Source organism: Pseudomonas sp. LF-5 (assembly GCF_037626295.1).
Taxonomy (GTDB): Bacteria; Pseudomonadota; Gammaproteobacteria; order Pseudomonadales; family Pseudomonadaceae; genus Aquipseudomonas; species Aquipseudomonas monsensis.
This window is the reverse complement of sequence record NZ_JARKMT010000001.1, coordinates 1,141,284-1,164,390: the sequence shown is the minus strand read 5'-3', so window position 1 is coordinate 1,164,390 and position 23,107 is coordinate 1,141,284. Positions and strand designations below refer to the sequence as shown.

The 23,107-nt window shown below is 61.0% G+C and carries 11 protein-coding genes; 8 read left to right on the top strand and 3 right to left on the bottom strand.

What is annotated here, in order from left to right; translation table 11 throughout:
* The first annotated feature begins 238 nt into the window (after nucleotides 1–238).
* The 3 genes from PseuLF5_RS05175 to PseuLF5_RS05165 all read left to right on the top strand — a co-directional run bounded on the left by PseuLF5_RS05175 (nucleotide 239) and on the right by PseuLF5_RS05165 (nucleotide 15,256).
* Nucleotides 239–1,348 (top strand): substrate-binding domain-containing protein, encoded by a 1,110-nt coding sequence (locus PseuLF5_RS05175; RefSeq protein WP_123468118.1) that lies wholly within the window; start codon nucleotides 239–241, stop codon nucleotides 1,346–1,348.
* A 95-nt stretch (nucleotides 1,349–1,443) separates the two neighbouring features.
* The gene (locus PseuLF5_RS05170) at nucleotides 1,444–2,547 is read left to right on the top strand and encodes a substrate-binding domain-containing protein (protein ID WP_322374399.1); all 1,104 of its coding nucleotides are present in this window, start codon (nucleotides 1,444–1,446) and stop codon (nucleotides 2,545–2,547) included.
* Nucleotides 2,548–2,752: 205 nt separating this feature from the next.
* A complete protein-coding gene (locus tag PseuLF5_RS05165) occupies nucleotides 2,753–15,256 on the top strand; it encodes a filamentous haemagglutinin family protein (protein ID WP_340133086.1) in 12,504 nt (4,167 codons plus the stop codon).
* 47 nt (nucleotides 15,257–15,303) lie between these two features.
* Here PseuLF5_RS05165 and PseuLF5_RS05160 read toward each other — a convergent pair whose 3' ends face one another.
* The 3 genes from PseuLF5_RS05160 to PseuLF5_RS05150 form a co-directional block, all read right to left on the bottom strand.
* Nucleotides 15,304–15,531 carry a type II toxin-antitoxin system RelE/ParE family toxin gene (locus tag PseuLF5_RS05160; RefSeq protein ID WP_267795632.1) on the bottom strand — a complete coding sequence of 76 codons (228 nt, stop codon included), beginning with the start codon at nucleotides 15,529–15,531 and terminating at the stop codon, nucleotides 15,304–15,306.
* A gap of 46 nt (nucleotides 15,532–15,577) precedes the next feature.
* Complete coding sequence (gene relB, locus PseuLF5_RS05155; RefSeq protein WP_128614194.1) at nucleotides 15,578–15,772, bottom strand: type II toxin-antitoxin system RelB family antitoxin; 195 nt, start codon at nucleotides 15,770–15,772, stop codon at nucleotides 15,578–15,580.
* Between the two features lie 254 nt (nucleotides 15,773–16,026).
* Nucleotides 16,027–16,974, bottom strand: a complete 948-nt coding sequence (locus PseuLF5_RS05150; RefSeq protein ID WP_445262406.1) for a SphA family protein — start codon at nucleotides 16,972–16,974, stop codon at nucleotides 16,027–16,029.
* Between the two features lie 211 nt (nucleotides 16,975–17,185).
* On the opposite strand from PseuLF5_RS05150, the gene PseuLF5_RS05145 reads away from it, so the two are divergent.
* The 5 genes from PseuLF5_RS05145 to PseuLF5_RS05125 all read left to right on the top strand — a co-directional run bounded on the left by PseuLF5_RS05145 (nucleotide 17,186) and on the right by PseuLF5_RS05125 (nucleotide 23,100).
* Nucleotides 17,186–18,283, top strand: coding sequence for an AraC family transcriptional regulator (locus PseuLF5_RS05145; protein ID WP_340133085.1), 1,098 nt, complete (start codon nucleotides 17,186–17,188; stop codon nucleotides 18,281–18,283).
* Nucleotides 18,284–18,528: 245 nt separating this feature from the next.
* Nucleotides 18,529–19,416: a Dyp-type peroxidase gene (locus tag PseuLF5_RS05140; RefSeq protein ID WP_340133084.1), complete on the top strand. Its 888-nt coding sequence runs from the start codon at nucleotides 18,529–18,531 to the stop codon at nucleotides 19,414–19,416.
* A gap of 25 nt (nucleotides 19,417–19,441) precedes the next feature.
* Entirely contained in the window at nucleotides 19,442–20,410 is a 969-nt protein-coding gene (locus PseuLF5_RS05135; RefSeq protein WP_340133083.1) for a Gfo/Idh/MocA family protein, read from the top strand.
* 210 nt (nucleotides 20,411–20,620) lie between these two features.
* Nucleotides 20,621–21,373: a GntR family transcriptional regulator gene (locus tag PseuLF5_RS05130; protein ID WP_123468132.1), complete on the top strand. Its 753-nt coding sequence runs from the start codon at nucleotides 20,621–20,623 to the stop codon at nucleotides 21,371–21,373.
* The gene (locus tag PseuLF5_RS05125) at nucleotides 21,370–23,100 is read left to right on the top strand and encodes a fumarate reductase/succinate dehydrogenase flavoprotein subunit (RefSeq protein WP_340133082.1); all 1,731 of its coding nucleotides are present in this window, start codon (nucleotides 21,370–21,372) and stop codon (nucleotides 23,098–23,100) included. Before PseuLF5_RS05130 ends, PseuLF5_RS05125 begins: the two co-directional genes overlap by 4 nt.
* Nucleotides 23,101–23,107 lie beyond the last annotated feature (7 nt).

The following is a 23,107-nucleotide window of genomic DNA, read 5'->3' as shown; positions in this document are numbered from 1 at the left end:
TTCAGCCAAACCCGCGATCCAGACGCTGCGCAGCATCCGACAAACACCCGAGAAAATCCCTTCAGAAACAGCTCGCAGCTCCCGAGGTTTTTTCCTTTATCTGTCACCGGAAACTGCGAATTTCTCAGTGCGACTTAACCAAGGCCAACGCTAGCGAGGGCCCCGGTGAGTCCTCCCAGTGTCATGCAAGTCACCCGAAAACCTGTGTTCCCAAACCTAGTTGAAAAGGAGATTCTTCATGTTCAAGCGCACTCTGATCGCAGCTTCCCTGACCGTCGCCGCTCTGGCTTCCGCTCAAGCCATGGCCGTTACCGGTGGTGGTGCAACGCTGCCTGCCGCTCTGTACAAAGGCTCTGCCGACAGCATCCTGCCAGCCAACTTCTCCTACGCTGCCATCGGTAGCGGCGGTGGCAAGACTGCTTTCCTGACCAACAACCCGGCTGGTTTCAGCACCACTGGCACTGTGCACTTCGCCGGTAGCGACTCGATCCTCAGCGCTTCGGAACTCAAGACCTACAAAGACACCTACAATGCTTCGTTCGGTCCGCTGATTCAGCTGCCTTCGGTTGCCACTTCGGTTGCCATCCCTTACAAAAAAGCCGGTCAGACTGCTCTGAACCTGACCAGCGCTCAGCTGTGCGAAGTGTTCTCCGGCCAGAAAACCACTTGGGGAGCGCTGCTGGGCACTGCTGACACCACCGCTATCCGCGTGGTTTACCGCAACGTTTCCAGCGGCACTTCGGAAATCCTCACCCGCCACCTGAGCACGATTTGCCCGACTCAGTTCGCGACCAACACCACCTTCACCGCCGCTCGTATCGGTGGCATCGCCTTGCCTTCGAACTGGGTCGGTGTAGCCAACACTTCCGATGTTGCCACTACCGTGAATGCGGTTGACGGCTCCATCGGTTATGTCGGTCCGGACGGTGTTGACGCTACCAGCAACGCTGTTGTTGCCCGCGTGAACGGTGTTCAGCCTACTTCGCTCAACGTGACGCTGGCGCTGTCGTCGGTGACCCCTCCATCGTCTGCTGTCGATGCTGCCGATCCATCCAAGTGGTCGCCAGTGGTCGCTAACCCGACTTCGGGTTACAAACTGGCTGCTTACACCAACTTCATCTTCGGTCAGTGCTACAAGGACGCAGCCGTGGCCGCTGATGTCAAAGCCTTCCTGACCACTCACTACAGCAACCCGGGCAACAACACTGCGACTCAGGCCCACAAGTTTGTCGCCGTGCCTAACGCCTGGAAAACCGCTGTAACCGCCAACTTCATCACCAACACCTCGGGCAACAACCTGGACATCAACAACGCCAGCGTCTGCAACGCTATCGGTCGTCCTTTGTAAGTCGGTTGATGCACTCGGATGTATAGATGGCGGCCCTTCGGGGCTGCCATTTTTTTTGCTCCCGTTAGAGGGAGCATTCGATAAGGAGATTGAGCATGTTCAAGCGTATTGAAAGGGTTGTGATGTCAGCCGCCGTGCTAATGGCGTCGGCTCAGGCGATGGCGGTAACGGGTGGCGGTTCCACCTTGCCGGCGTTGCTGTATTCGGGGGCTGCCAACAGCATCCTGCCCGCCAACTTCAGCTACGCGTCTGTGGGTAGCGGCAGTGGCAAGTTGGCGTTCCTGACCAACAATCCAGCCGTCTTCTACACCACCGGCACCGTACACTTCGCCGCTAGCGACTCGATCCTCAGCGCTAGCGAAATCAGCACTTACAACGCCAACTTCGGTGCTGCCTACGGTCCGTTGATCCAGATTCCTTCGGTGGCTACTGCGGTTGCCATTCCTTACAAAAAAGCCGGTCAGACTGCACTGAATCTGACCAGCGCGCAGTTATGCGATGTGTTCTCTGGCTACAAAACCACGTGGGGCGACTTGTTGGGCACGACAGACTACACACCGATCCGTGTCGTCTATCGCAATATTTCCAGTGGCTCGACGGAGATTCTGAGCCGTCATCTGAACTCGATTTGCCCGACCAGGTTCGCCACCAATGCGATGTTCACCAATGCTCGTTATCCATTCGGATCGCCGCTACCTCCGAACTGGGTGGGTGTAGCCAGTAACCTTGATGTTGTCACAGCAGTGAATGCGGTAGACGGGTCCATCGGCTATTCCGGCCCCGATGGCATCAGCGTGTCGAACAATGCGGTGGTTGCCCGGGTCAACGGGGTTCTGCCGACGTTGGCCAATGTCACCCTTGCGCTGTCATCAGTATCGTTGCCGGTCACCCCTGAAAATCCCGCGCAATGGGCCCCGGTGGTAGCTAATCCGACGTCGGGTTACAGGCTGGCCGCCTATACCAACTTCATCTTCGGCCAGTGCTACCGGGATTCGGCTGTGGCGAACGACGTTCGTGCCTTTTTGACCAAACACTACAGTGTTCCCGGCAATGTCCTCGCCAGTGTGGCGCACGGTTTTGCACCCCTGCCTACACACTGGAAAAACGCTGTGACGGCCAACTTCATTACCAACACCACGGGCAGAAACCTCGACATCAACAACCCTTCGGTTTGTAACGGCATCGGCCGGCCGCTGTGAACACGTGCACCTGTGCATCAGAGGCAGCCCTGTGCGGGCTGTCTCTGCGTTGAAGGTCCGCCGCCCCGGACCCGCGAATACTCCCCCAACATGAAGTTTGTGTGACATCCGTTCGGTCGCGCCCCTCGCCAACTGCCTATGTCGTAACAGCAGGTTTTTGTTCGCCTGCGGCCATGTGTGGCAATCAAAAAAGGATCTCGTAGTGATGCTCGCTCGCCCGTCCCGTCGTCGTACCCACGTTCAGTCCTTTCCGCGTGATGCCGTGGAGCCGGCGCTGTGGCTGCTCAAGCCGTTGGCGCACGCCGTGGCGTTGTGTCTGGTGGCGGGCAGCGCGCAGGCGCAGACGGCGTTCAGTTCGAGCTGGTTTGCCGCCAAGGGCGCCGCGCAGCAAGCGGCAGCGGCACGGCCGAGCGTGGGCGGATTACCGGGGATGACGCCGCCACTGGCCCAACAGCAAAAAGCCAATCAGCAATTGCAGCGCTCTATCCAGACCTTGAACAACACCGTTGCCGCGATTGCCGCGCAACAAGCGGCGCAGGCCGCCGGGCGCACTGCGGCGTTGGGCACGGTGCAGTTTGTGCCGGACGGTCTGGGCGAGGGCGGTTTGAAAGTCGATAACAGCCTGGCCCAGGGTTGGCAGAACGCCAAGGGCCCGCAACAGACCCAGGCCGACGGCAAGACCACGGTGAAGATCGAACAGACCGCTGACAAGGCGATCCTCAACTGGGAGACCTTCAACGTCGGTCGCAACACCACGGTTGATTTCGCCCAGCAGTCGAACTGGGCAGTGCTCAACCGGGTCAACGATCCAAACGCCCGGGCCAGCCAGATTCAAGGCCAGATCAAGGGCAACGGCACGGTGATGCTGATCAACCGCAACGGCATCGTGTTCAGCGGCAGTAGCCAGGTCAACGTGCGCAACCTGGTTGCGGCAGCGGCGAATATCACCGACATACAGTTCCGCGATCGAGGTCTGTTTTTCGACAGCACCGGCACTCAGCCGACCTTCACCGATGCCGCTGGCAAAGTGTTGGTGGAGCGCGGTGCCTCGATTGAAACCCACAAACCGGCGGCTTCTATCGATGCCGGCGGCTACGCGTTGCTGCTGGGCAACGAAGTGCAGAACGACGGCAACATCAACACCACCAAGGGCCAGACCGTGCTGGCAGCCGGTGACCGATTCTACATCCGCAAGGGCTCGGGCACCGAAGGCAATGCGCTGTCCACCACCTTTGGCAGCGAAGTCATTCCGGGCTTCAAGGCCGGTGCCGTTGCGGGCAAAGTCACTAACAACGGACTGATCCAGTCGTCGACCGGCGACATCACCCTTACCGGCCACGAGGTCGTGCAAAACGGCGTATTGCTCGCCAGCACTTCAGTTGCAACACGAGGCACGATTCACCTATCCAACCCGATCAACGACGCCACGGGCAGCGTGACCCTGGGGCAGAGCAGCGCCACGGCAATCATGCTCGACAGCAGCGACATGACCGCCCTCGACAGCCAGCATCAGGCCGCGCTGGCGGGCGTCACGGCCAACAATCGGATCCGTGGCGACCAGTCGCGCATCGAGATTCAGAGCGGTGGCAGTGTCGAGTTCCAGAGCGGCTCGATCACCCTGGCCACCGGCGGCCAGGTCGCGGTCAGCGCACAGCGTCGCAGTCTGGTGCGTGACGGCGCGATGATCGATGTCTCGGGTGCCATCGGCGTCAAAGTGGCGATGGAAAACAACAGCATCAAGATCAACGTGCAGGGCAACGAGCAGCGCGATGCGTCGGTCAACCGCGAGAAAGGCGCGCTCAACAGCAATGACATCTGGGTCGATGTGCGCGAGCTGGTATACGTGCCGGCCGGCACCAACGGCTACGCCACGGATCGCTGGTACACCGCCGGTGGCCTGTTGGAAGTCGGGGGTTATCTCGGCACTCAGGGCCACAGCGTCGGCGAATGGATGGCCCAGGGTGGCACGGTGAGTTTCGCCGGCAACGACGTGGTGACGGAAAAAGGCTCGCTGATCAACCTGTCCGGCGGCACCCTGGATGTGCAGAGCGGGCAGATTCGCCAGAGCTGGCTGCGCGGCGCCGATGGACGCTTGTATGAAGTCTCCCGCGCCCCGGGGGATCTGCTCTACACCGGGCTGTACAAAGGTTATGAAGACAGCAGCGAACGCTGGGGCCAGACCAGCTATTTCTACAACCCGCTGATCGCCCCGCGTTCACGTTTCGAATCGGGTTACACCGTGGGCCGCGATGCCGGGCAACTGGTGATTTCCACAGCGAACGCCGTGCTCGACGGGCAGATGATCGGCGATGTGTATCAGGGAGAACGGCAGAATCAGGCTTCGAAACCGGTGCTCGACGGCTATCAGCAGAGTCAGACCGCGCTGGCCCGGCGTGCGCAACTGATCGTCGGCAGTTACGATCCGACCTTTGTCGCGGCGTCGAGTGGGCTGCTCTACACCCTCAATCCGTTGCTCGATCAGATACAGATCGGTGGCTCGCGCCCGGTCGCCGGCAACGATTTTGATCTGACCGGCGCGGTGTCCGATGCCCGCAAGGGCAAGCTGTATCTCGATAACGATCAGCTCAACGGATTCCGTCTCGGTGCGCTCAAGGTTTCGGCCAAGGATCAGATCGCCGTTGACGGTGGGCTTACGCTCGACAGCGGTGGCGACATCACCCTGTACGCCCCGGATGTGCAGGTCGGCGCCGACCTGACCGCTCGCGGGGGCAGCCTGCGTCTGGGCAATGTACTCAATCAGTTCACTGGCGGTGCAAACACTGACACTCGTCTGGCGGCGAAAGCCGACAAGGCGACGCAAACCCGCATCGCCGAGGGCGTACGGCTCGACACCCGCGGCCTCTGGAGCAACCTGCGCACCAATCCGGACGATAACGCCAGCCTGGCGTATCTGAACGGTGGTCTGATATCGATCCGCAACAGCGGCGATATCGACGTCGCTGCTGGCAGCCTGCTCGACGTTTCTTCCGGTGGCGCCGTGCTCGCCAATGGCAAGACCCGGGGTGGCAAGGGCGGGGATCTGACGCTGGAATCGAGCGCCATTTCCGCACCAGGCAAAACCCGTCTGGACCTCGATGGCGAACTGCGTGGGTACGGCGTCACGGGCGGCGGCACCCTGACGGTGCAGGCCAACAAAATACTGGTCGGGCAAACGGATAAAGCCCTGGCGGACAACACCTTGCAACTGTCCGCCGACCTGTTCGGCAAGGGGTTCTCCGCCTACAACCTGATCGGCCTGAGCGGACTTGAAGTGGCCGAAGGCACCGCAATTGACGTGAACATGCCGGTCTACCGTTTTGGCGATGCGGCCCCCAACGAGGTCAGCGGCGTCGATCCGCGAACGGCGCTGGAGCTGTGGACCCCGACGCTGTTCCAGGAAAACCCGACCAAGGGCGTACTGACCCAGCGCGCCGGCGCCAGCCTGACACTGCAAGGCGGCGCGACGCTGGTCGAGCTGATTGACGCCGCCAACAGCACCTTGACCCTGGGCCGAGGCTCGCGCATCAGCGTCGATCCGGGGCAGAGCATCAAATTGCGTGGCGCCGGGCAGATCACCGTTGACGGTGAACTGGATGCCTGGGGTGGCACGATCGATATTCGTCAACAACAGTTCGGCTCGATCCAGCCGGCCACTTCGATTCAAGTGGGGGATCCGAACGCACATGACCGCTCGATCTGGATCGGCGAACAGGCGGTGCTGGATGTCGCCGCGCGCGCCAATACAGCGACCGACACCTTGGGCCGCACTTACGGGCAGGTCGGCAAGGGCGGCAGCATCATCATCGGCGGCGAGATCGACTCGAAACTGGCAACCGCCACGGCCGCCGATGCCTACGTGCTTGTGCGTCCGGGCGCGCGGCTGGATGCGTCGGGTACCGAGGCCGTTCTGGATATCGCCGGCCAGGGCCCGACCCGCGTCGCAACGGATGGCGGGCGAATCGGTTTGAGCTCCTACACCGGCCTGTTCGTCGAAGGCAACTTGCGTGCGGCGGCGGGTGGCGTCGGGGCGGCCGGTGGTCGTCTGGAACTGGCGCTGGAGACGCCGCTGTATTCCGATTCGGCGAGCAACGCGGTGCGGGCTCCGAGGGAAATGATCATCGGCCAAGCGGCAGGGAACGGGCTGCTGCCCGCGAATCTGCGACCCGGCGAAGGCGCCGATGGCTTGCGTTACGGTCAAGCCCGTTTGAGTGCCGATGGCTTGATGACGGGCGGTTTCGACAATCTCAGCCTGCTGAGCAACGGTCTTTTGTCGTTCGACGGTGACGTCAATCTGCGCATGAATCAGAGCCTCAGCCTGTTCGCCGGAGCGCTGTCGCTTGCCGAGAACTCCAAAGGCACGGCGCGGGTTGATTTGAGTGCGCCGTACCTGCGTCTGTCAGGGGTGGGCACCTACTTTGCCGGCTTCAGCATGATGCGCCCACGATTGCTTCCCGGCCCGACGACCCGGTTGTCCGACGCGACGTTGAATGCCTCTGCGAACCTGTTGGACGTGGGCAATGGCCTGTCCTTCGGGACTCAGGGTTCGATTCTGCAACGGCAGGCTCCGGCCGTTGCATACAGCCGTCGGGCTTTCGGTCTGGTGAACCTCGACAGCAGCGGCGATCTGCGTTTCCTCGCGCCGAATGATGGCGCGGAGAAAACCAGGCTGTGGACACCGGGCGACTTGAATCTCGGTGCGGCGCAGATCTATCCCGCCACCGGTGTTCAGGCTGAGGTGCGCGTCGGTTATCAGGGCGAGGTTCCGGTTTCTCAACACACCTTGCGGATCAGCGGTCACGGGGCTGCACCGGCTGCAGTGCCGTACTCGGCATTCGGAAAGCTGACTTTTTCCGCCGCGTACATCGAGCAGGGCGGTGTCTTGCGTGCACCGCTGGGCAAGATCGTATTGGGTGACGATTTGCTCAGCACAACTCGCGAGGTTCATCTGCTGCCGGGCAGTCTGACTTCGGTCAGCGGTGCCGGTCTAGTCATGCCGTACGGCGGCACCACGGACGGTATCGACTATCGCTACAACGGCAAATCCGCGGTGCTCGACGGCATCACCGGCGAAACATCAGGCGTGTCGATCGGCACGCAATTTGCCGATGTGCAGAGCGACGCGGTCATCGACCTGTCCGGCGGCGGGGATCTGCGCGGCGCCGGTTTCGTGTCCGGTCGTGGCGGCTCCACCGATGCGCGTTTCAACCCGCTGGTGCGCAATGCGCCTGACGGCACCTTCAGCCTGCCGGGGCTGGCGAGCAACCCGGTCTATGCCATCGTGCCCGGCAACCAGAGCAGCTATGCGCCGATGCTGGCCGAGGCCGGTGCGGTCGATCCGCGTATCGGGCAGCAGATCACCATTGGTGCCGGCGTTCCGGGGTTGGCAGCGGGCACTTACACATTGTTGCCGTCAACGTTTGCCTTGATGCCCGGTGCGTTCCGGGTTGAAGTGAACGGTCAGGCGACACCCGGCGTGACAACCGGGGCGCTGCCATTGCGTAACGGTTCATGGACCAGCAGCGGGCAGATGTCGATTGCCAATACTGACGTGCGTGCCAGCCTGGCCAGTCAGGTGATCCTCACGTCTGCCGACGTGTTGCGTCGTTACTCGCAGTACAACGAAACCGGATTCACTTCCTTCATCCAGAGCGATGCCGCCCGGCGTGGTGTGCCACGCGCGATGGCACCGATGGACGGCAAGACACTGGATCTGCGCCTGGCGTCCGGCGGCAAGCAAGGCATCGATTTGCAGTTCAACGGGCGTGCGTTGTTCGACGCTGCCGAGGGTGGCATGGCCGGCACGGCGGTGGTGCGCGGCGGCAACGCCGGTAGCAGCTTCGAGATCCTGGGCGCGGGCCATGCACCGACCCCTGGCTTCAATGGCGTGTCGTTATACGCCGACACGCTTAATAGCCTCAATGCCGGGCGTCTGACTATCGGTGCGATGCCGAATGTCCTGTACAACACAGCCGCCAACATCATCGGTTTCCTGGGCACCAGCGCAAACATTGTCTTGCGTGAAGGGGCGATTCTGTCTGCACCGGAAGTCTTGCTGCGCACCACGTCAACGCTTGGCGGCATCACGGTCGAGGCGGGGGGCGGGATCAATACGCTGGGGCGTGGCAACGTGGCCTACGACTCAATGGCCGGTTTCATTTATGAGCCGAGAGCCTCCAGCGTGTTGCTCGTTTCCAACGGTTGGACCCAGGTCCTCGCGCCGGAGCTGGCCAGTGGCATCACCGGAGCGGGCAGTATCCGGATCGGCACTTGCGCAACGAGTGTGTGCAGCAATCCGGCCCTGCTGTATTCGAACGGCAGTATCACTGCCGTCACGGATAACCAGTTCGAACTCGGTGAAGCGGTGCGTTTCGGCACCCGTCATCTGGCACTGTCGGTCGGCTCGGTCAATGCCGGCAGCGCCGAGGCGCTGGCGGCGGCAGGCAGCCGCGTGCCTGCCGGCCTCACGCTCAACCAGAACGTACTCGACCGTTTGCTGCGCGGTGATACGCAGTTTGGCGCGCCGGCCCTGGAAACCCTGAGCCTGACCACTCGCGACGCCTTCAATTTCTACGGCAGCGTCAGCCTCGACACGATCGACCCACAGACCGGCCAGAGCAAATTGCAGAACCTGGTGCTGGTCACTCCGGCGATTTACGGTCTGGGCAACGCCGGCGACGTGGCGAGTATCCGTACCGCCAACCTGATCTGGAACGGTGCGACCCAGAGTCCTGGCGCAGTCATCACGGGTGGTGCGGGCACCGGCAGTGGCACGCTGGACATTCAGGCCCAGCGGATCGAGCTGGGTTATGGCCCGATGCCTCAGGCCAGCGGGCTGGATCAGAACAATCGTCTGGCGCTGGGGTTCGCCAACGTCAACCTGAGCGCCAGCGAGCGCATCACCGCCAATCACAAGGGCAGCCTAGCGGTGTATCAGGAGCAAGGCGCTTACGATCCGGTCAAGGGTTACAGCTACAGCGGCGGCAATCTGAATCTGCGTACGCCGTTGCTCACTGGCGAGGCGGCATCAGTCAGCCTGCTCAAGGCCGGCAATAGCCTGACCTTGAGCGGCGCCGGGGCTGCCGGCGTGGCCAATGCCCTGGGTGCGGAGTTGAACCTTGAAGCCCGCGATATCGTGCTCGACAGCCGTATCGCATTGGCCAGCGGCAAGCTGACGGTGAAGTCCGAAGGCGATCTGACCCTGGGCAGTGGAGCCGTACTGGATATGGCCGGACGTACCTTGCCGTTCAACGATGTCAGCAAGTACAGCTGGGGTGGCGATGTTTCGCTGTACAGCGCAAATGGCAATATCCGTCAGGCCGCGGGCTCGCGGATCGATCTGTCGGCGAAGAACAATCAGGCCGGTAACCTTAGCGTCGTCGCTCTGGCCGATGCGGCCGGGATGGTCGATCTGCAAGGCCAGATTGTCGGCGGCAGCAGTGGTTATTACGACGCCGGTGGCACGCTGGTGCCGTACAAGGCCAGTGGCGTGGACATTCGCGCGCAGCGTCTGGGCGGTGACGCCACCGAGCAGTTCGCTGCACTCAATCAGCGCTTGAGTGCCGGACAGGTTTACGGCAGCCGCAGCCTGCAACTCAAACAAGGCAATCTTGTGATCGGCGACGGTCTCAAGGCTGGTGAGATCAATGTGTCGGTGGACAATGGCAGCCTGACGGTTGCCGGTCTGATCGACGCCAGCGGCGAACGTGTCGGCAGCATTCGTCTGTCGGCGAAAAACGGTCTGACTCTTGCGGGCAACAGTGTGCTCGATGCCCATGGCCGTGTGCTGCGGGTCGACAGCTACGGCAAGATCATCGATGCGCCGAACCGTGCCACGGTCGAACTCGGTTCCGGCGATGGTTTACTCACGCTAGGCAGCGGCGCGCGCATCGACCTGCGCCACGGCACCGATGCCGTGCCCGGTTTCCTTGCGGGGCAACACGATGGAATGCTGCGCGGCACGCTGGAGCTGAACGCGCCACGTCTGGGCAGCAATGACATTGCCATCGACGCCAGTGGTGTGCTGACCATTCAGGGCGCGCGTTCTATCGGGCTCAATGGCACGCGCCGTTATACCGATGCCCGTGATGGTGTCGATCAGGCGGTCAGTGGTCGGCCGTATCAGGTGATTGACAAGGTCATGCTCGAACGCATTCACGGTGACAGCAAAGACTTTATCAACGCCGCGCTGGGTAATAACGATCTGCTGCAACGCAAACTCGCCGGGCTGAACAACACCACTTACGCAGACGCGTTCCATCTGCGCCCAGGCGTGGAAATTGCCAGCAAGACTGCCGACGGAGATCTGGTGGTGGAGGGTGATCTGGATTTGTCCGGCTATCGTTATGCCAGTCTCAATCCGCACACGCGACTGAATCCGTTGGTGTACGGGTCAGGGGAGGCCGGCAGCCTGGTGATTCGTGCCGGTGGCAACCTCGACATTTACGGCAGCATCAACGACGGTTTCGCGCCACCACCGGAAACCAAGGATGACGCCGGCTGGAAACTGATCGCCGGTGTGCAACCGTTCGGCGGCGATCTGATCGTGCCGGGCAGCGGGGTTACGCTGGCCGAGGGCACGCAGTTTCCGGTGGGCGCGACGCTCAATTACGACGTGACGATTCAGGGTGCGCGACTGGCCAGCGGCACGTTGCTGCCGACCCAGGCGGTTTTGGGCGAGGCTTATACGTTCAGCGCCGGCACAGTGCTGGCGGGAGCTATCCATGATGCCGGTGGTCATCTGTTGTACGCGGCGGGAACGTTGCTCAGCGAAAGTGTGACGTTGCCGGCGAACACTCGCCTGGGTTCCGGTATCCGTCTGAACAAGGCCACGAGCCTAAAGGCCATGACCTGGCCCAAGGGCGTGCCGTTGCCAGGGGTTTTCGACCTCGATCTTTTAACGGTTTCCGGTGTGAAACTGAGCAGCTCGCTGGCCTTGCTGCGCGGTTCGCTGATTCCTTCGATGACTGATGTAAAGCTTGCCGACGGCACTTCGCTGATCGAACTGCGTCCGTTCAACGGCACGCAGCAAGGCAAGAACTGGGCGTTGGCCAGTATGTTGCCTTCGGGCAGTGCGTCATGGTCGATGCGCGCGGTGGCGGGTGCCGATCTTGAGGCGGCGGACAGCCGTGCCGTGAAGCCTGTCACCACCGATGGCAATCTGCGGCTGGCGGACACTCATTACGGTGTCACGCTTACCCAGGCAACCGGGATACTCGTGTGGGCACCGGGCAATCCGTATGACCTTCCGGGGTATTACCCTGTGCCCGATGACCAATTGGAGATCTGTGCGCAGATAGAAGGGCTCTGTGTGCCGATGGCACGCTGGGTATGGGCGCCGGGCAGTGGTCAAGGACCTGACTACGAACCCGTTCCCGAGGAGTATCAGGTCCTTTGTGAAATCTATCCGGAGTTCTGCATCGGCAATAATCCCGGCACAACCGCCAAGGCCCACAGCCAGATGTTCAGTGTGCTGCGCACCGGTACTGGCGATCTTGATCTGATGGCTGCCGGCAACTTGAGCATGGATTCACCGTTTGGCGTTTATACCGCCGGCACTCAATCAGCGAACGTCGATCCGTTGTACAACCAGAAACGCGGGTATCTCTCGAACAGTAATTCGGTATTGGGCAGCGCCGGTGCCGATTATGAAAAATGGGTCAACGGCGGCACCGACAGTCTTTACCAGGCCTGGTATCCGCAGATGGGCGGCAATCTGACGATCAACGCGGGCGGGTCTGTTTCGGGCGATTCGGTAGGGCAGAAAACTCGATCGACTTCAGGTGGAACCCGGGAGCAGATCGCAAGTGTCGCGGTGGGCAACTGGCTGTGGCGTCAAGGCACGGACAACCCGGATATGCCCACGGCCTGGTGGATCAACTTCGGCAGCTATGCCACCCAATTGATGCCAGATACGAACACCAATACCGAACCGTACCTGGTCGGGTTCACCGGTTTCGGCACTTTGGGCGGCGGTAATATCAGCCTGCGGGCCGGTGGTGATGCCGGCATGCTCAAGCCGTTGGGGGATGCCGTGAACAATCCTCGAAGCCAAGGTCTGATCGTCGCAGTCGGCAGCACCGGTCGAGTCGCCAGCGATGGCAGCGTGCAGATGACCGGGGGGGGGGACATGGATATTCGAATCGGCGGTACGTTCAACCCGTCGCTGCAAGCGCGGGCAGGAGAAACCGGTATCGGCAAACCGGTCCATGATCTGCAAGGTGCGCTGATCAACCTGCGCGGTGCGGCACAAATGACGGGTGGAGCACTGGGTGGCATCAACCTGAGGTACGGCGCCAGCACCGTGGTCAATGATCTTCGGGAAACCCGGGCACTTGATCCATTTACCTCGACCACCGGTAGCGCTTCCGGAGGCGTGGTGCTGATTCCGGGAGACTCGGGCATGAGCCTGAGCAGCCGTGGGGATCTGGTATTGGGTGGTGCAGCGGATCCTGGGCGAGTGAGTCTGATGAACGCCAGCCCGATCATGGCCGCCAACGGTAGCGTTCAGCAGGGCGGTACTCTGAGCGGCTTCTCATTGTGGACCGACCACACCGCAATCGATCTGTTCTCGGCTGGCGGGAACCTGACGCCGGGCACACAGATATCCGAGGTCAACTCATCTAACGGTCTGATCACGGGCCGCAATACCTCTCCTACCGATGGCCGGTTTGTCTATCCATCGATACTTCGTGCGGTGGCGGGCCAGGGATCCATCTATGCAGGACCATCCGCGACGTTCACTGGCGTAGACAACTACCCGCTGCAAGGTTACTCACTGCTCCTGGCTCCGTCGAAGTCGGGACAGCTTGAACTGCTGGCAGGTGACTCTATCTACGCCGGTGGCTATGCGATCAACCAGTCGGGGGCGAGCCCGATGGCCATTACCACGCCGTTCAACCCGGCGTTCAACACCTTTACCACCAACAGCAACACAAGCAAGCCGGTGCGCACCAACTACAGCGACGATGGCGTGGCACCAGAGAGTAACGTGCGATATCCGCTGTTTGCCTTTGGTCCCGATAGCTATTCGGGTTTGAACGACGTACAGGGGCCGGCGCGAATCTACGCACTGACGGGGGACCTGGTGGGCGTTCGCAGTGGTGAAACGTTGAGCTTTTCCACTTCCAAACGCACCTGGTACGAAGCGGCCGGTCCTGTGTGGATGATCGCCGGTCGTGACATCGTCGCCTCCGGCACCACCCTGGGGCAGCCTACGGCAGTACCGAGTTCAGAAATAAGCAACGGCAAGGATGGCATTTCTTCCACCGGCAACCTGTTTGTCCACAATGATCCGCGAGACGTATCGCGAGTGTCAGCAGGTCGCGACATTCTCTACAGCAACTTTGATATCGCCGGGCCGGGAACGCTGGATATCAACGCCGGGCGCAATATCCTTATGGAAAACCGCGCCAGCATCACCAGCCTCGGCTCGTTGGTGGCAGGCGATAAACAACCGGGTGCCAGCGTGGTATTGCAGGCCGGTGTGGGCGCGCAGGGGCCGGATTATTCGCGGTTCATTGCCCGCTATCTGAACCCGCAGAACCTTGCCGACCCGAACGCATCGCTCAACGGGCAGCCAGGCAAAGTGGTCAAGACTTACCTCGACGAATTGCAAAGCTGGCTGACCCTCGGCTATGGATTCAGCGGCAACACCGAACAGGCGCAAGCCTTCTTCGCTGCGTTGCCACGTGCGGAGCAGGCGATCTTCGCCCGTCAGGTGTACTTCGCCGAACTGCGTGCTGGTGGCCTGGAATACAACGATGTCGATGGCCCGCGCAAAGGCAGTTACCTGCGTGGTCGCAACGCCATTGCTTCGCTGTTCCCGACCACCGATGTGGCCGGCAATCCGATCCGCTACGACGGCGACATCACGCTTTATGGCGGTGCCGGGGTCAAGACTTTGTTCGGTGGCGATATCCAGATGCTCACGCCAGGCGGTGGTCAGGTGTTCGGCATCGAGGGCGCGGCGCCGCCCTCGACGGCGGGGATCATTACCCAGGGCTCGGGCAATATTCAGCTCTACTCCCAGGGCAGCATTCTGCTGGGACAGAGCCGGATCATGACCACGTTTGGTGGCTCGATCCTCGGCTGGTCCGCCGAAGGCGACATCAACGCCGGTCGGGGTTCGAAAACCACCGTGGTCTACACCCCGCCGAAACGCGTGTACGACACCTGGGGCAACGTGACCCTGTCGCCATCGGTGCCGAGCACCGGCGCCGGTATCGCCACGCTCAACCCGATTGCCGAAGTGGCCCCGGGGGACATCGACCTGATCGCGCCGCTGGGCACCATCGATGCCGGCGAGGCGGGGATTCGTGTGTCGGGCAACGTCAACATCGCCGCCCTGACGGTGGTCAACGCTGCCAACATTTCGGTGCAGGGTAAATCGACCGGGGTGCCGGTGGTATCGGCGGTCAACACTGGTGCGATCACCTCGGCCAGTTCGGCGGCATCTTCGGCCACGCAAGCGGCGGAAGACGTGGCGCGTCAGCAGCAAGCGGCCTCGCGGCAGAATCAGGCCTCGGTGTTTACCGTGCAGGTGCTGAGTTTCGGCAACGAACAACTCGCCCCAACCCGCGATGGCGCCAGCCGCACCCCGGCCCCGGGCTACAACCCGAACAGCCCGGTGCAGGTGCTGGGGGCAGGGGCGCTGGATGATCAGGCGAAACAGCAGTTGACCGAGGAGGAACGTGGGCAACTGACGTTGTAAAAGACTCTCGTGTAGTACGTTTGGGCGGCCTTTGGGTCGCCCTTTTTTTATGTTGATGAGGTTCGTGGGTATTGTTGTCGAGTGTGGACAAACGTCAGTATTTTGATGCGCCCGTTCACTCGATAGACCAGTAGATAGTTTGGATTGACCACCATTTCCCGAGTGCCTGGCGCTCGACCGGACCTGTAACCATAGGGAATTGATGAAAGCCTTTGCGTTGCTGTACCAACCTTGCGCTGCAAAGCCGCTGAAGCGTTGGAATTGTATTGTTCAATGTAGTCGATAATGTCAGCCAGATCGTCCAGAGCCTGATCGCTCCATTCAAGCGGCAGCGCGTCGATTCTTGCGTTTCTCTTCTAATAGTTGGTCGAGCCGCACCATGGCTTCCTCATGGGGAATGCCCGGGCGAGGATCATCCAGTGCAGCCTGCACCTTGGCACGAAACCAGCGATCGTAGCTCTCTGCCTCTTCTTCGGATTCGAACTCAGAATAAAACGGGGAAAGCAATATGCTCATATGACCTCCGTGATCAATTTCAAGCAGTCTAAGGGGGGAGTGGCCCGTTGTCGTCACTGGCTGACGATGCACCCCATGAGCCCTTGAGGAACCATGGGATAACGGAGCCCAGTATATGCAAGCGCCCCCTATAAATCTGCCAGACGTTTCATCCTGTTGTCCGGTAATCTCGACCGCCGCTGTAGGCGAATTCCACCAACGTGTTTTTCAGGTTTTTAGGCTACAAATCCAGGTGCGCTTTCCTACAAATGCACTCAGAACGCATAGGGAATACTCACCTTCGCCCACAACATTTCCCCCTCCGGCCGGTTCTCCACATCAAACTCCTTGGCCCAGCGAATCTCCGCGCTGGCGTACTTGAGAAAGGTGAAGTGCAGCGCCGGGCCAATCGCGAACACCTTGCCGCGCACGCCGTCATCAACGTCCTGCCCGGCGAACTGCACGGTGTGGCCGAACTGTTTGTCGTCGGTGGTTTGTTTGAGGAAATAGCCGTTGACCCCGAGCATCAGGTTGTCGGTGATCTTGTAGCTGGCCGAATAGTCGAAGTGGAAGATCTGCCCGGACTTGTAGTCGGTGTCCTTGTTCTTCTCGTTGAAGCTGTAGGTGGTCTTCATCGAGATTTCGGTGTTGTCGGTCGGCAGCCAGGTGAACGAGAACAGCGGCTTGTAGGTGGAGAAATTGTTGCTGGTATTGGCCAGTCGATCGACGCTGTATTCGCCGGTGGGTATGGTGACTTCCACGGCGGCGCCAAGGGTCAGGTTTTTGCCCATGTCCCACAGAATGATCGGCGCGAAGGTGGTATCGCCCATGCCTTCGCGGGTGTCGCTCAAACCGAACACCGCGACCTCTTGCTTCAGCCACGGCTGGGCGATGTAGCCGGCCAGGCGTCCGCCGAATATTCGTACCGGGCTCAGGTAGTCGATGCGCGGAATCACCGCAGTGGATTCGATTTCAACCTTCGGCACCTTGCCGCCCAGCGAGCTGATGTTGAGCTTGGTCGATTTGTAATGGTTGTAGTAGAGGTTGAACGCGACCATGTTCTCAGGAAGGCTGTCGACCTCCAGCGGCAGCATGAAGAAACCGTCGGTGCCAGTGCCGATATTGTCGACCCCGGCTTCGGTGGCAAGGGCGGGCAACGTCAGGGTGCAACCCGCCATGAAAAAGGCGAGCGGCAAGCAGGAGGGTGCACGGTTCGGGCTCATAACTGTCCTCATTATTATTGTGATTGGGACCTGGCACCGGTCGCACGGGGCGCCGGTACGTTAGAAATAAGCGTTTGGCGTACATTCGGGCAGGGTATTGGCGGACAACGAGGGGGGCATCTGCGGACAGTCCGTTGACCCTGTGCTAACTTCCTTCGACATGACCGGTTACAAAAATAACAATCAAGCGTGATCCGGAATGTCAGCCTCCATGAACGTAAAAGTCCAAGACCCGACCTTTGAACTGGCGTTGGTGTCGCCGTTTCTCCTGCAAACCCTCGCCGAGGTCGTGCATAACAAGGGCCTCGACCCGGAAAACCTGTGCCGTGGCCTGGGCTTGACGCTCGAGGATCTGCAGGATCCGGCGCAGCGGATCTCCTATCGCCAGGCCGTGGCGATGATTCAGCGCGGGCTTAAAGTGCTGCCCAATCAGGGCCTCGGTCTGTGGGTCGGCGCGCAGAATGTGCTGGGAACGCTGGGCTTGCTCGGGCATGTGCTGTCGCTGTGCAAGACTTTGCGCGATGCCTTTGCGCTGGGCATTCGTCATCAGCACACCTCGGGCGGGATTGTGGTGTCCAGTGTCGATGTGGTCGGTGAGCAGGTGCATCTCGACGCCGAATGCCGCTTGCCATTCGCCGACGTGCAGGTGTTTGCGGTCGAAGAGTTTTTCGTCAGTTTGCTGGTGTATGGCCGCGCACTGGTGGGGGCTGAGTTCAAGGCGATTGCCGTGGAGTTCGTGCATGCCGCGCCGGACTACCTGAGCGAATACCATCGGTTGCTGGGGCCGCAGGTGCGCTTCGGTTGCCTGCACAACCGGATGCTGATCGACGCGCAATGGCTCGATGTGCACTTGCCCAATCATCACTCGCTGGCGTTGCGCCAGGCCGTCGCGTTGCTTGAGCTGGAAGCGGCGCAGGTGCATCAGAAGCTGGATCTGATTCAGGCGGTGGAGCGGGCGATCGCCCGTGACTTGAGCCGTGGCAGTCACATTGAAAAGATTGCCGGTGATTTGAACATGAGCAGCCGTACCCTGCGCCGGCGTCTGACCGAGCATGCGTTGACCTTTGAAGCGCTGCTGGAACAAGTGCGGCAGGCGCGGACCCTGAGCCTGCTGGCCAATCCGGACATGCCGATCGAACGCATCACCGAAGAAGTGGGCTATAGCGATGTGCGCAGTTTTCGCCGGGCGTTCAAGCGCTGGACGGGGATGAGCCCGAGCGCCTGGCGGCATGACGCAAACCCTCACCCCAGCCCTCTCCCAGAGGGAGAGGGGGCCGACCGAGGTGTTTTGCGTCATCCATCGACCTGAAAGATTGTGTCGATTACGGACTTGAGAGCGTGAGGGCCGATCGACGTCATCCATTGACCTGAAAGATTCTTGTCGATTATGGATTCGGTACAGCACTTTCAAGTCGACGTATCTCTACAGCATCCCCCATTCAGTTCCCTCTCCCTCCGGGAGAGGGCTAGGGTGAGGGGCTTTTAGCATTCTCCAAACCCACACAAAGCCTCCGGCTACAGGTAAACTCCCGCGCACTTTCCCAAGGAGTTCACATGAGTTACTACCAGCCGGGCATTCTCGCCACCCCAGTTCCGCCACAAGCACGTCATCTGTTTTTTGCCCTTGAATCGGCAGCAGCCCTGCCGCAGGCGATCGACAACCTGATGCATTTGGTGGACGGCAAGTCGGCGGTGGTCGGTTTCGGTGAATCCCTGGCCCAGGCCCTGAATGTGCAGATCGACGGCCTGCGCAGCTTCCCGGCCATGAGCGGCGTCGGCGTCGACAATCCGTCGACCCAGCACGCGCTGTGGGTCTGGCTGCACGGTGTCGACCGTGGCGAACTGCTCAACCGCAGCAATGCCCTCGAAGCCGCACTGGCCCCGGCCCTGCGCCTGGTCGAGAGGCAGGAAGCCTTCCGCCACAAGGACGGCCACGACCTGACCGGTTACGAAGATGGCACCGAAAACCCGCATGACGAAGCCGCCATCGCTGCCGCGTTGCTGGGCGAGGGCGCCGAAGGCCTGGTCGGCGGCAGCTTCGCCGCGATCCAGCAGTGGCAGCACGACCTCAAGGGTTTCCATCAGTTGTCCGCCGAAGACAAGGACAACATCATGGGCCGTCGCCTCAGCGACAACGAAGAGATCGACGACGCGCCGGTCTCCGCCCACGTCAAACGCACTGCGCAGGAAAGCTTTGCGCCGGAGGCGTTTATGGTGCGCCGTTCGATGCCGTGGATCGAAGGCGATCGCGCCGGGCTGATGTTCCTCGCGTTCGGTTTCTCGCTGGACGCTTTCGAAGCCCAACTGCGGCGCATGAGCGGGCTGGAAGACGGCATTACCGACGGTTTGTACCGCATCAGCCGGCCGATCACTGGCGGCTATTACTGGTGCCCACCGCTCAAGGACGGTCACCTCGATCTGCGCGCCTTGCGCATAGGCTAAGGTTTCAACCAAACGGAGTGGGGCGATGAACCAGGTGCGCTGGGGTATGATCGGCTGTGGCAGCGTTGCCGAGCGCAAGAGCGGGCCGGCCTTCTACAAGGCGCCCGGTTCGGCACTGGTGGCGGTGATGGGCCGACGCCTTGAGGCGGTGGCCGATTACGCCGCGCGTCATGCCATCGCCCGGGTCTACACCGACGTTGACGCGCTGATCAACGATCCCGAGGTGGACGCGGTGTACATCGCCACGCCCCCCGACAGCCACTACGTCTACAGCCTCAAAGTCGCCGCCGCCGGCAAGCATTGCTGCGTGGAAAAACCGATGGCGCTCAACGCCGCGCAAAGCCGCGAGATGCAGCAGGTCTTTGCCGATGCGGGGCTGTACCTGTTCGTGTCCTATTACCGCCGTTCGTTGCCGCGTTTCCAGCAGGTGCGGCAATGGCTGGAACAGGGGCGCATCGGCGAGGTGCGGCATTTGAGCTGGACGCTGACCAAGGCGCCGTCGCCGGCCGATCTGGACGGCCGCGCCAACTGGCGCACCGACCCGAGCGTGGCCGGTGGCGGTTACTTTGCCGACCTGGCCAGCCATGGTTTTGACCTGTTCCAGTACCTGCTCGGCGACATTGTCGAAGTCGCCGGTTTCACCGCACGACAGGCCGGTTTGTATCCCGCCGAAGATGCCGTCAGCGCCAGTTGGCGGTTCGCCTGCGGGGCACTCGGCATGGGCTGCTGGAGCTTTGTTGCGGATCGGCGCGAGGATCGGGTCGAGATCATCGGCAGTCAGGGACGGATCGCGTTTTCCGTGTTTGATGAGCATCCGGTGCAGCTGCAGGCCGATGAAACCATCAGTCTGGAAATTCCCCACCACGAGCACATCCAGTGGCATCACGTGCTGGGAATGAATGCGCATATTCGCGGGGATTCGCCCCATCCGGCAGTCGCCGAACAAGCGCTCAAGACCGATTGGGTCATGGACCAGATTCTCAAACGCCAGTAGTACGCAATTCTCCTGTAAGAGTGAGCCTGCTCGCGATAGGGGAGTGTCAGACACCGGGTTCGTATCTGATATGCCGCTATCGCGAGCAGGCTCACTCTTAAAAAAAGCGATCGTGTGAAGCATCTAAGGTTATGCCCATTCGGTATTTCTCAAGCTTGTCATAACGTCTCTAAGATCACGTCATAACTCGTTATAACAAGTGATCCCGTGATGACCGATAACGTTCTGTCCCTCAGCAGTGTCCCGCTGCACACCCAACTGCGCGACGTCCTCCGTGCGCGGATTCTCGACGGCGAATACCCGCAAGACAGCCAGATGCCTTCCGAAAGCGAACTCGGCACGCTGTTCAAAGTCAGCCGCATCACCGTGCGCCAGGCCTTGGGCGATCTGCAGAAAGAAGGACTGATTTTCAAGATTCACGGCAAGGGCACCTTCGTCGCCAAGCCGAAAACCTTCCAGAACGTCAGCAGCCTGCAAGGCTTGGCCGAGTCCATGACCGGGCGCGGCTACGAGGTGATCAACCGCCTGCGCAGCTTTAAATTCATCCCCGCCGACAAGCGTGTGGCCGAGCGCCTGCAAGTCGCCGAAGGCGAAACCGTGGCGCAGATCAAACGCGTGCGTTTGATCAACCGCGAGCCGATTTCCCTGGAAATCACCTACTTGCCCAAAGCCCTTGGCGAACGCCTGGAGAAGGCGGATCTGGTGACGCGTGACATCTTCCTGATTCTGGAAAACGACTGCGGCATCGCCCTCGGCCATGCCGATCTGGCCATCGACGCGGTGCTGGCTGACAGCGACCTGACCCAGGCGCTGAACGTCGAGGCCGGCTCGCCGATCATGCGCATTGAACGCTTGACCCACGACGCCAACGGCCAGCCGCTGGACTTCGAACACCTTTACTACCGTGGCGATGCGTTCCAGTACCGCTTGCGGATCGACCGGCAAAAAGGGGAGCAGGCATGACCCGCAACGTTCTCGAGCAGGAATACGACATCGTTGTCATCGGCGGCGGCACGGCCGGCCCGATGGCCGCGATCAAGGCCAAAGAAAAGAACCGCGATTTGCGCGTGCTGCTGGTCGACAAGGCCAACGTCAAACGCAGCGGCGCGATCAGCATGGGCATGGACGGCCTGAACAACGCAATCATTCCCGGCCACTCGACGCCGGAGCAGTACACCAAGGAAATCACCATCGCCAACGACGGCATCGTCAATCAGGCCGCCGTTTACGCCTACGCCACCCACAGTTTTGAAACCATCGAACAGCTCGACCGCTGGGGTGTGAAGTTCGAGAAGGACGAAACCGGCGATTACGCGGTGAAAAAAGTCCACCACATGGGCGCCTATGTGTTGCCGATGCCGGAAGGGCATGACATCAAAAAGGTCTTGTATCGCCAGTTGAAACGCGCGCGGGTGAGCATCACCAATCGGCTGGTATGCACGCGCTTGCTGACCGACGCGCAGGGCGCGGTCAACGGTGTGATGGGCTTTGATTGCCGCACCGCCGACTTCCATGTGATCAAGGCCAAGGCTGTGATCCTTGCCTGCGGTGCCGCCGGCCGCCTGGGGCTGCCGTCCTCGGGTTACCTGATGGGCACCTATGAAAACCCGACCAATGCCGGCGACGGCTACGCGATGGCGTATCACGCCGGGGCCGAGCTGGCCAATCTCGAATGCTTCCAGATCAACCCGTTGATCAAGGACTACAACGGTCCGGCCTGCGCCTACGTCACCGGCCCGCTGGGCGGCTACACCGCCAACAACAAGGGCGAACGCTTCATCGAGTGCGACTACTGGAGCGGGCAGATGATGTGGGAGTTTCACCAGGAACTGGAAAGCGGCAACGGCCCGGTGTTCCTCAAGCTCGATCACCTGGCCGAGGAAACCATCCAGAACATCGAGGAGATCCTGCACAGCAACGAGCGCCCGAGCCGTGGCCAGTTCCACGCCAATCGCGGCATTGACTACCGCACGCAAATGGTCGAGATGCACATCTCCGAGATCGGTTTTTGCAGCGGCCATTCGGCGTCCGGGGTGTGGGTCAACGAGCGGGCCGAGACGTCGGTGAAAGGCTTGTACTCCGCGGGTGACATGGCAGCGGTGCCGCACAACTACATGCTCGGCGCGTTCACCTATGGCTGGTTTGCCGGGCACAACGCGGCGGATTTTGTCGCCGGACGTGAGTTCTCTGCACTGGACCTGCAGCAGATCGAAAAAGAGCAGGCGCGAGTCTACGCGCCGCTGGACCGCGAGCATGGCCTGCCGCCGGCCCAGGTCGAGTACAAGCTGCGGCGCTTCGTCAACGACTACCTGCAACCGCCGAAAGTGACGAAGAAGATGCAGATCGGCCTGCAACGCTTCAGCGACATCGAACGCGACCTCGAGCAGATGAAGGCCAACAACGCCCACGAACTGATGCGTGCGATGGAAACCAGCGTGATTCGCGACTGCGCCGAAATGGCTGCGCGCGCCTCGTTGTTTCGCGCCGAAAGCCGTTGGGGGCTCTACCACTACCGGGTCGATCACCCACAACGCAACGACAGTGAATGGTTCTGCCACTGCCATCTGAAGAAGGGTGACGACGGCCGCATGACCAGTTTCAAGAAACCCGTCGAGCCGTACATCATCCCGCTCGATGCCGAAGAAATGCAGGCCTATGACCGCTTGCGGGTGGGCGCTTTTGCCGCTTGATACACCA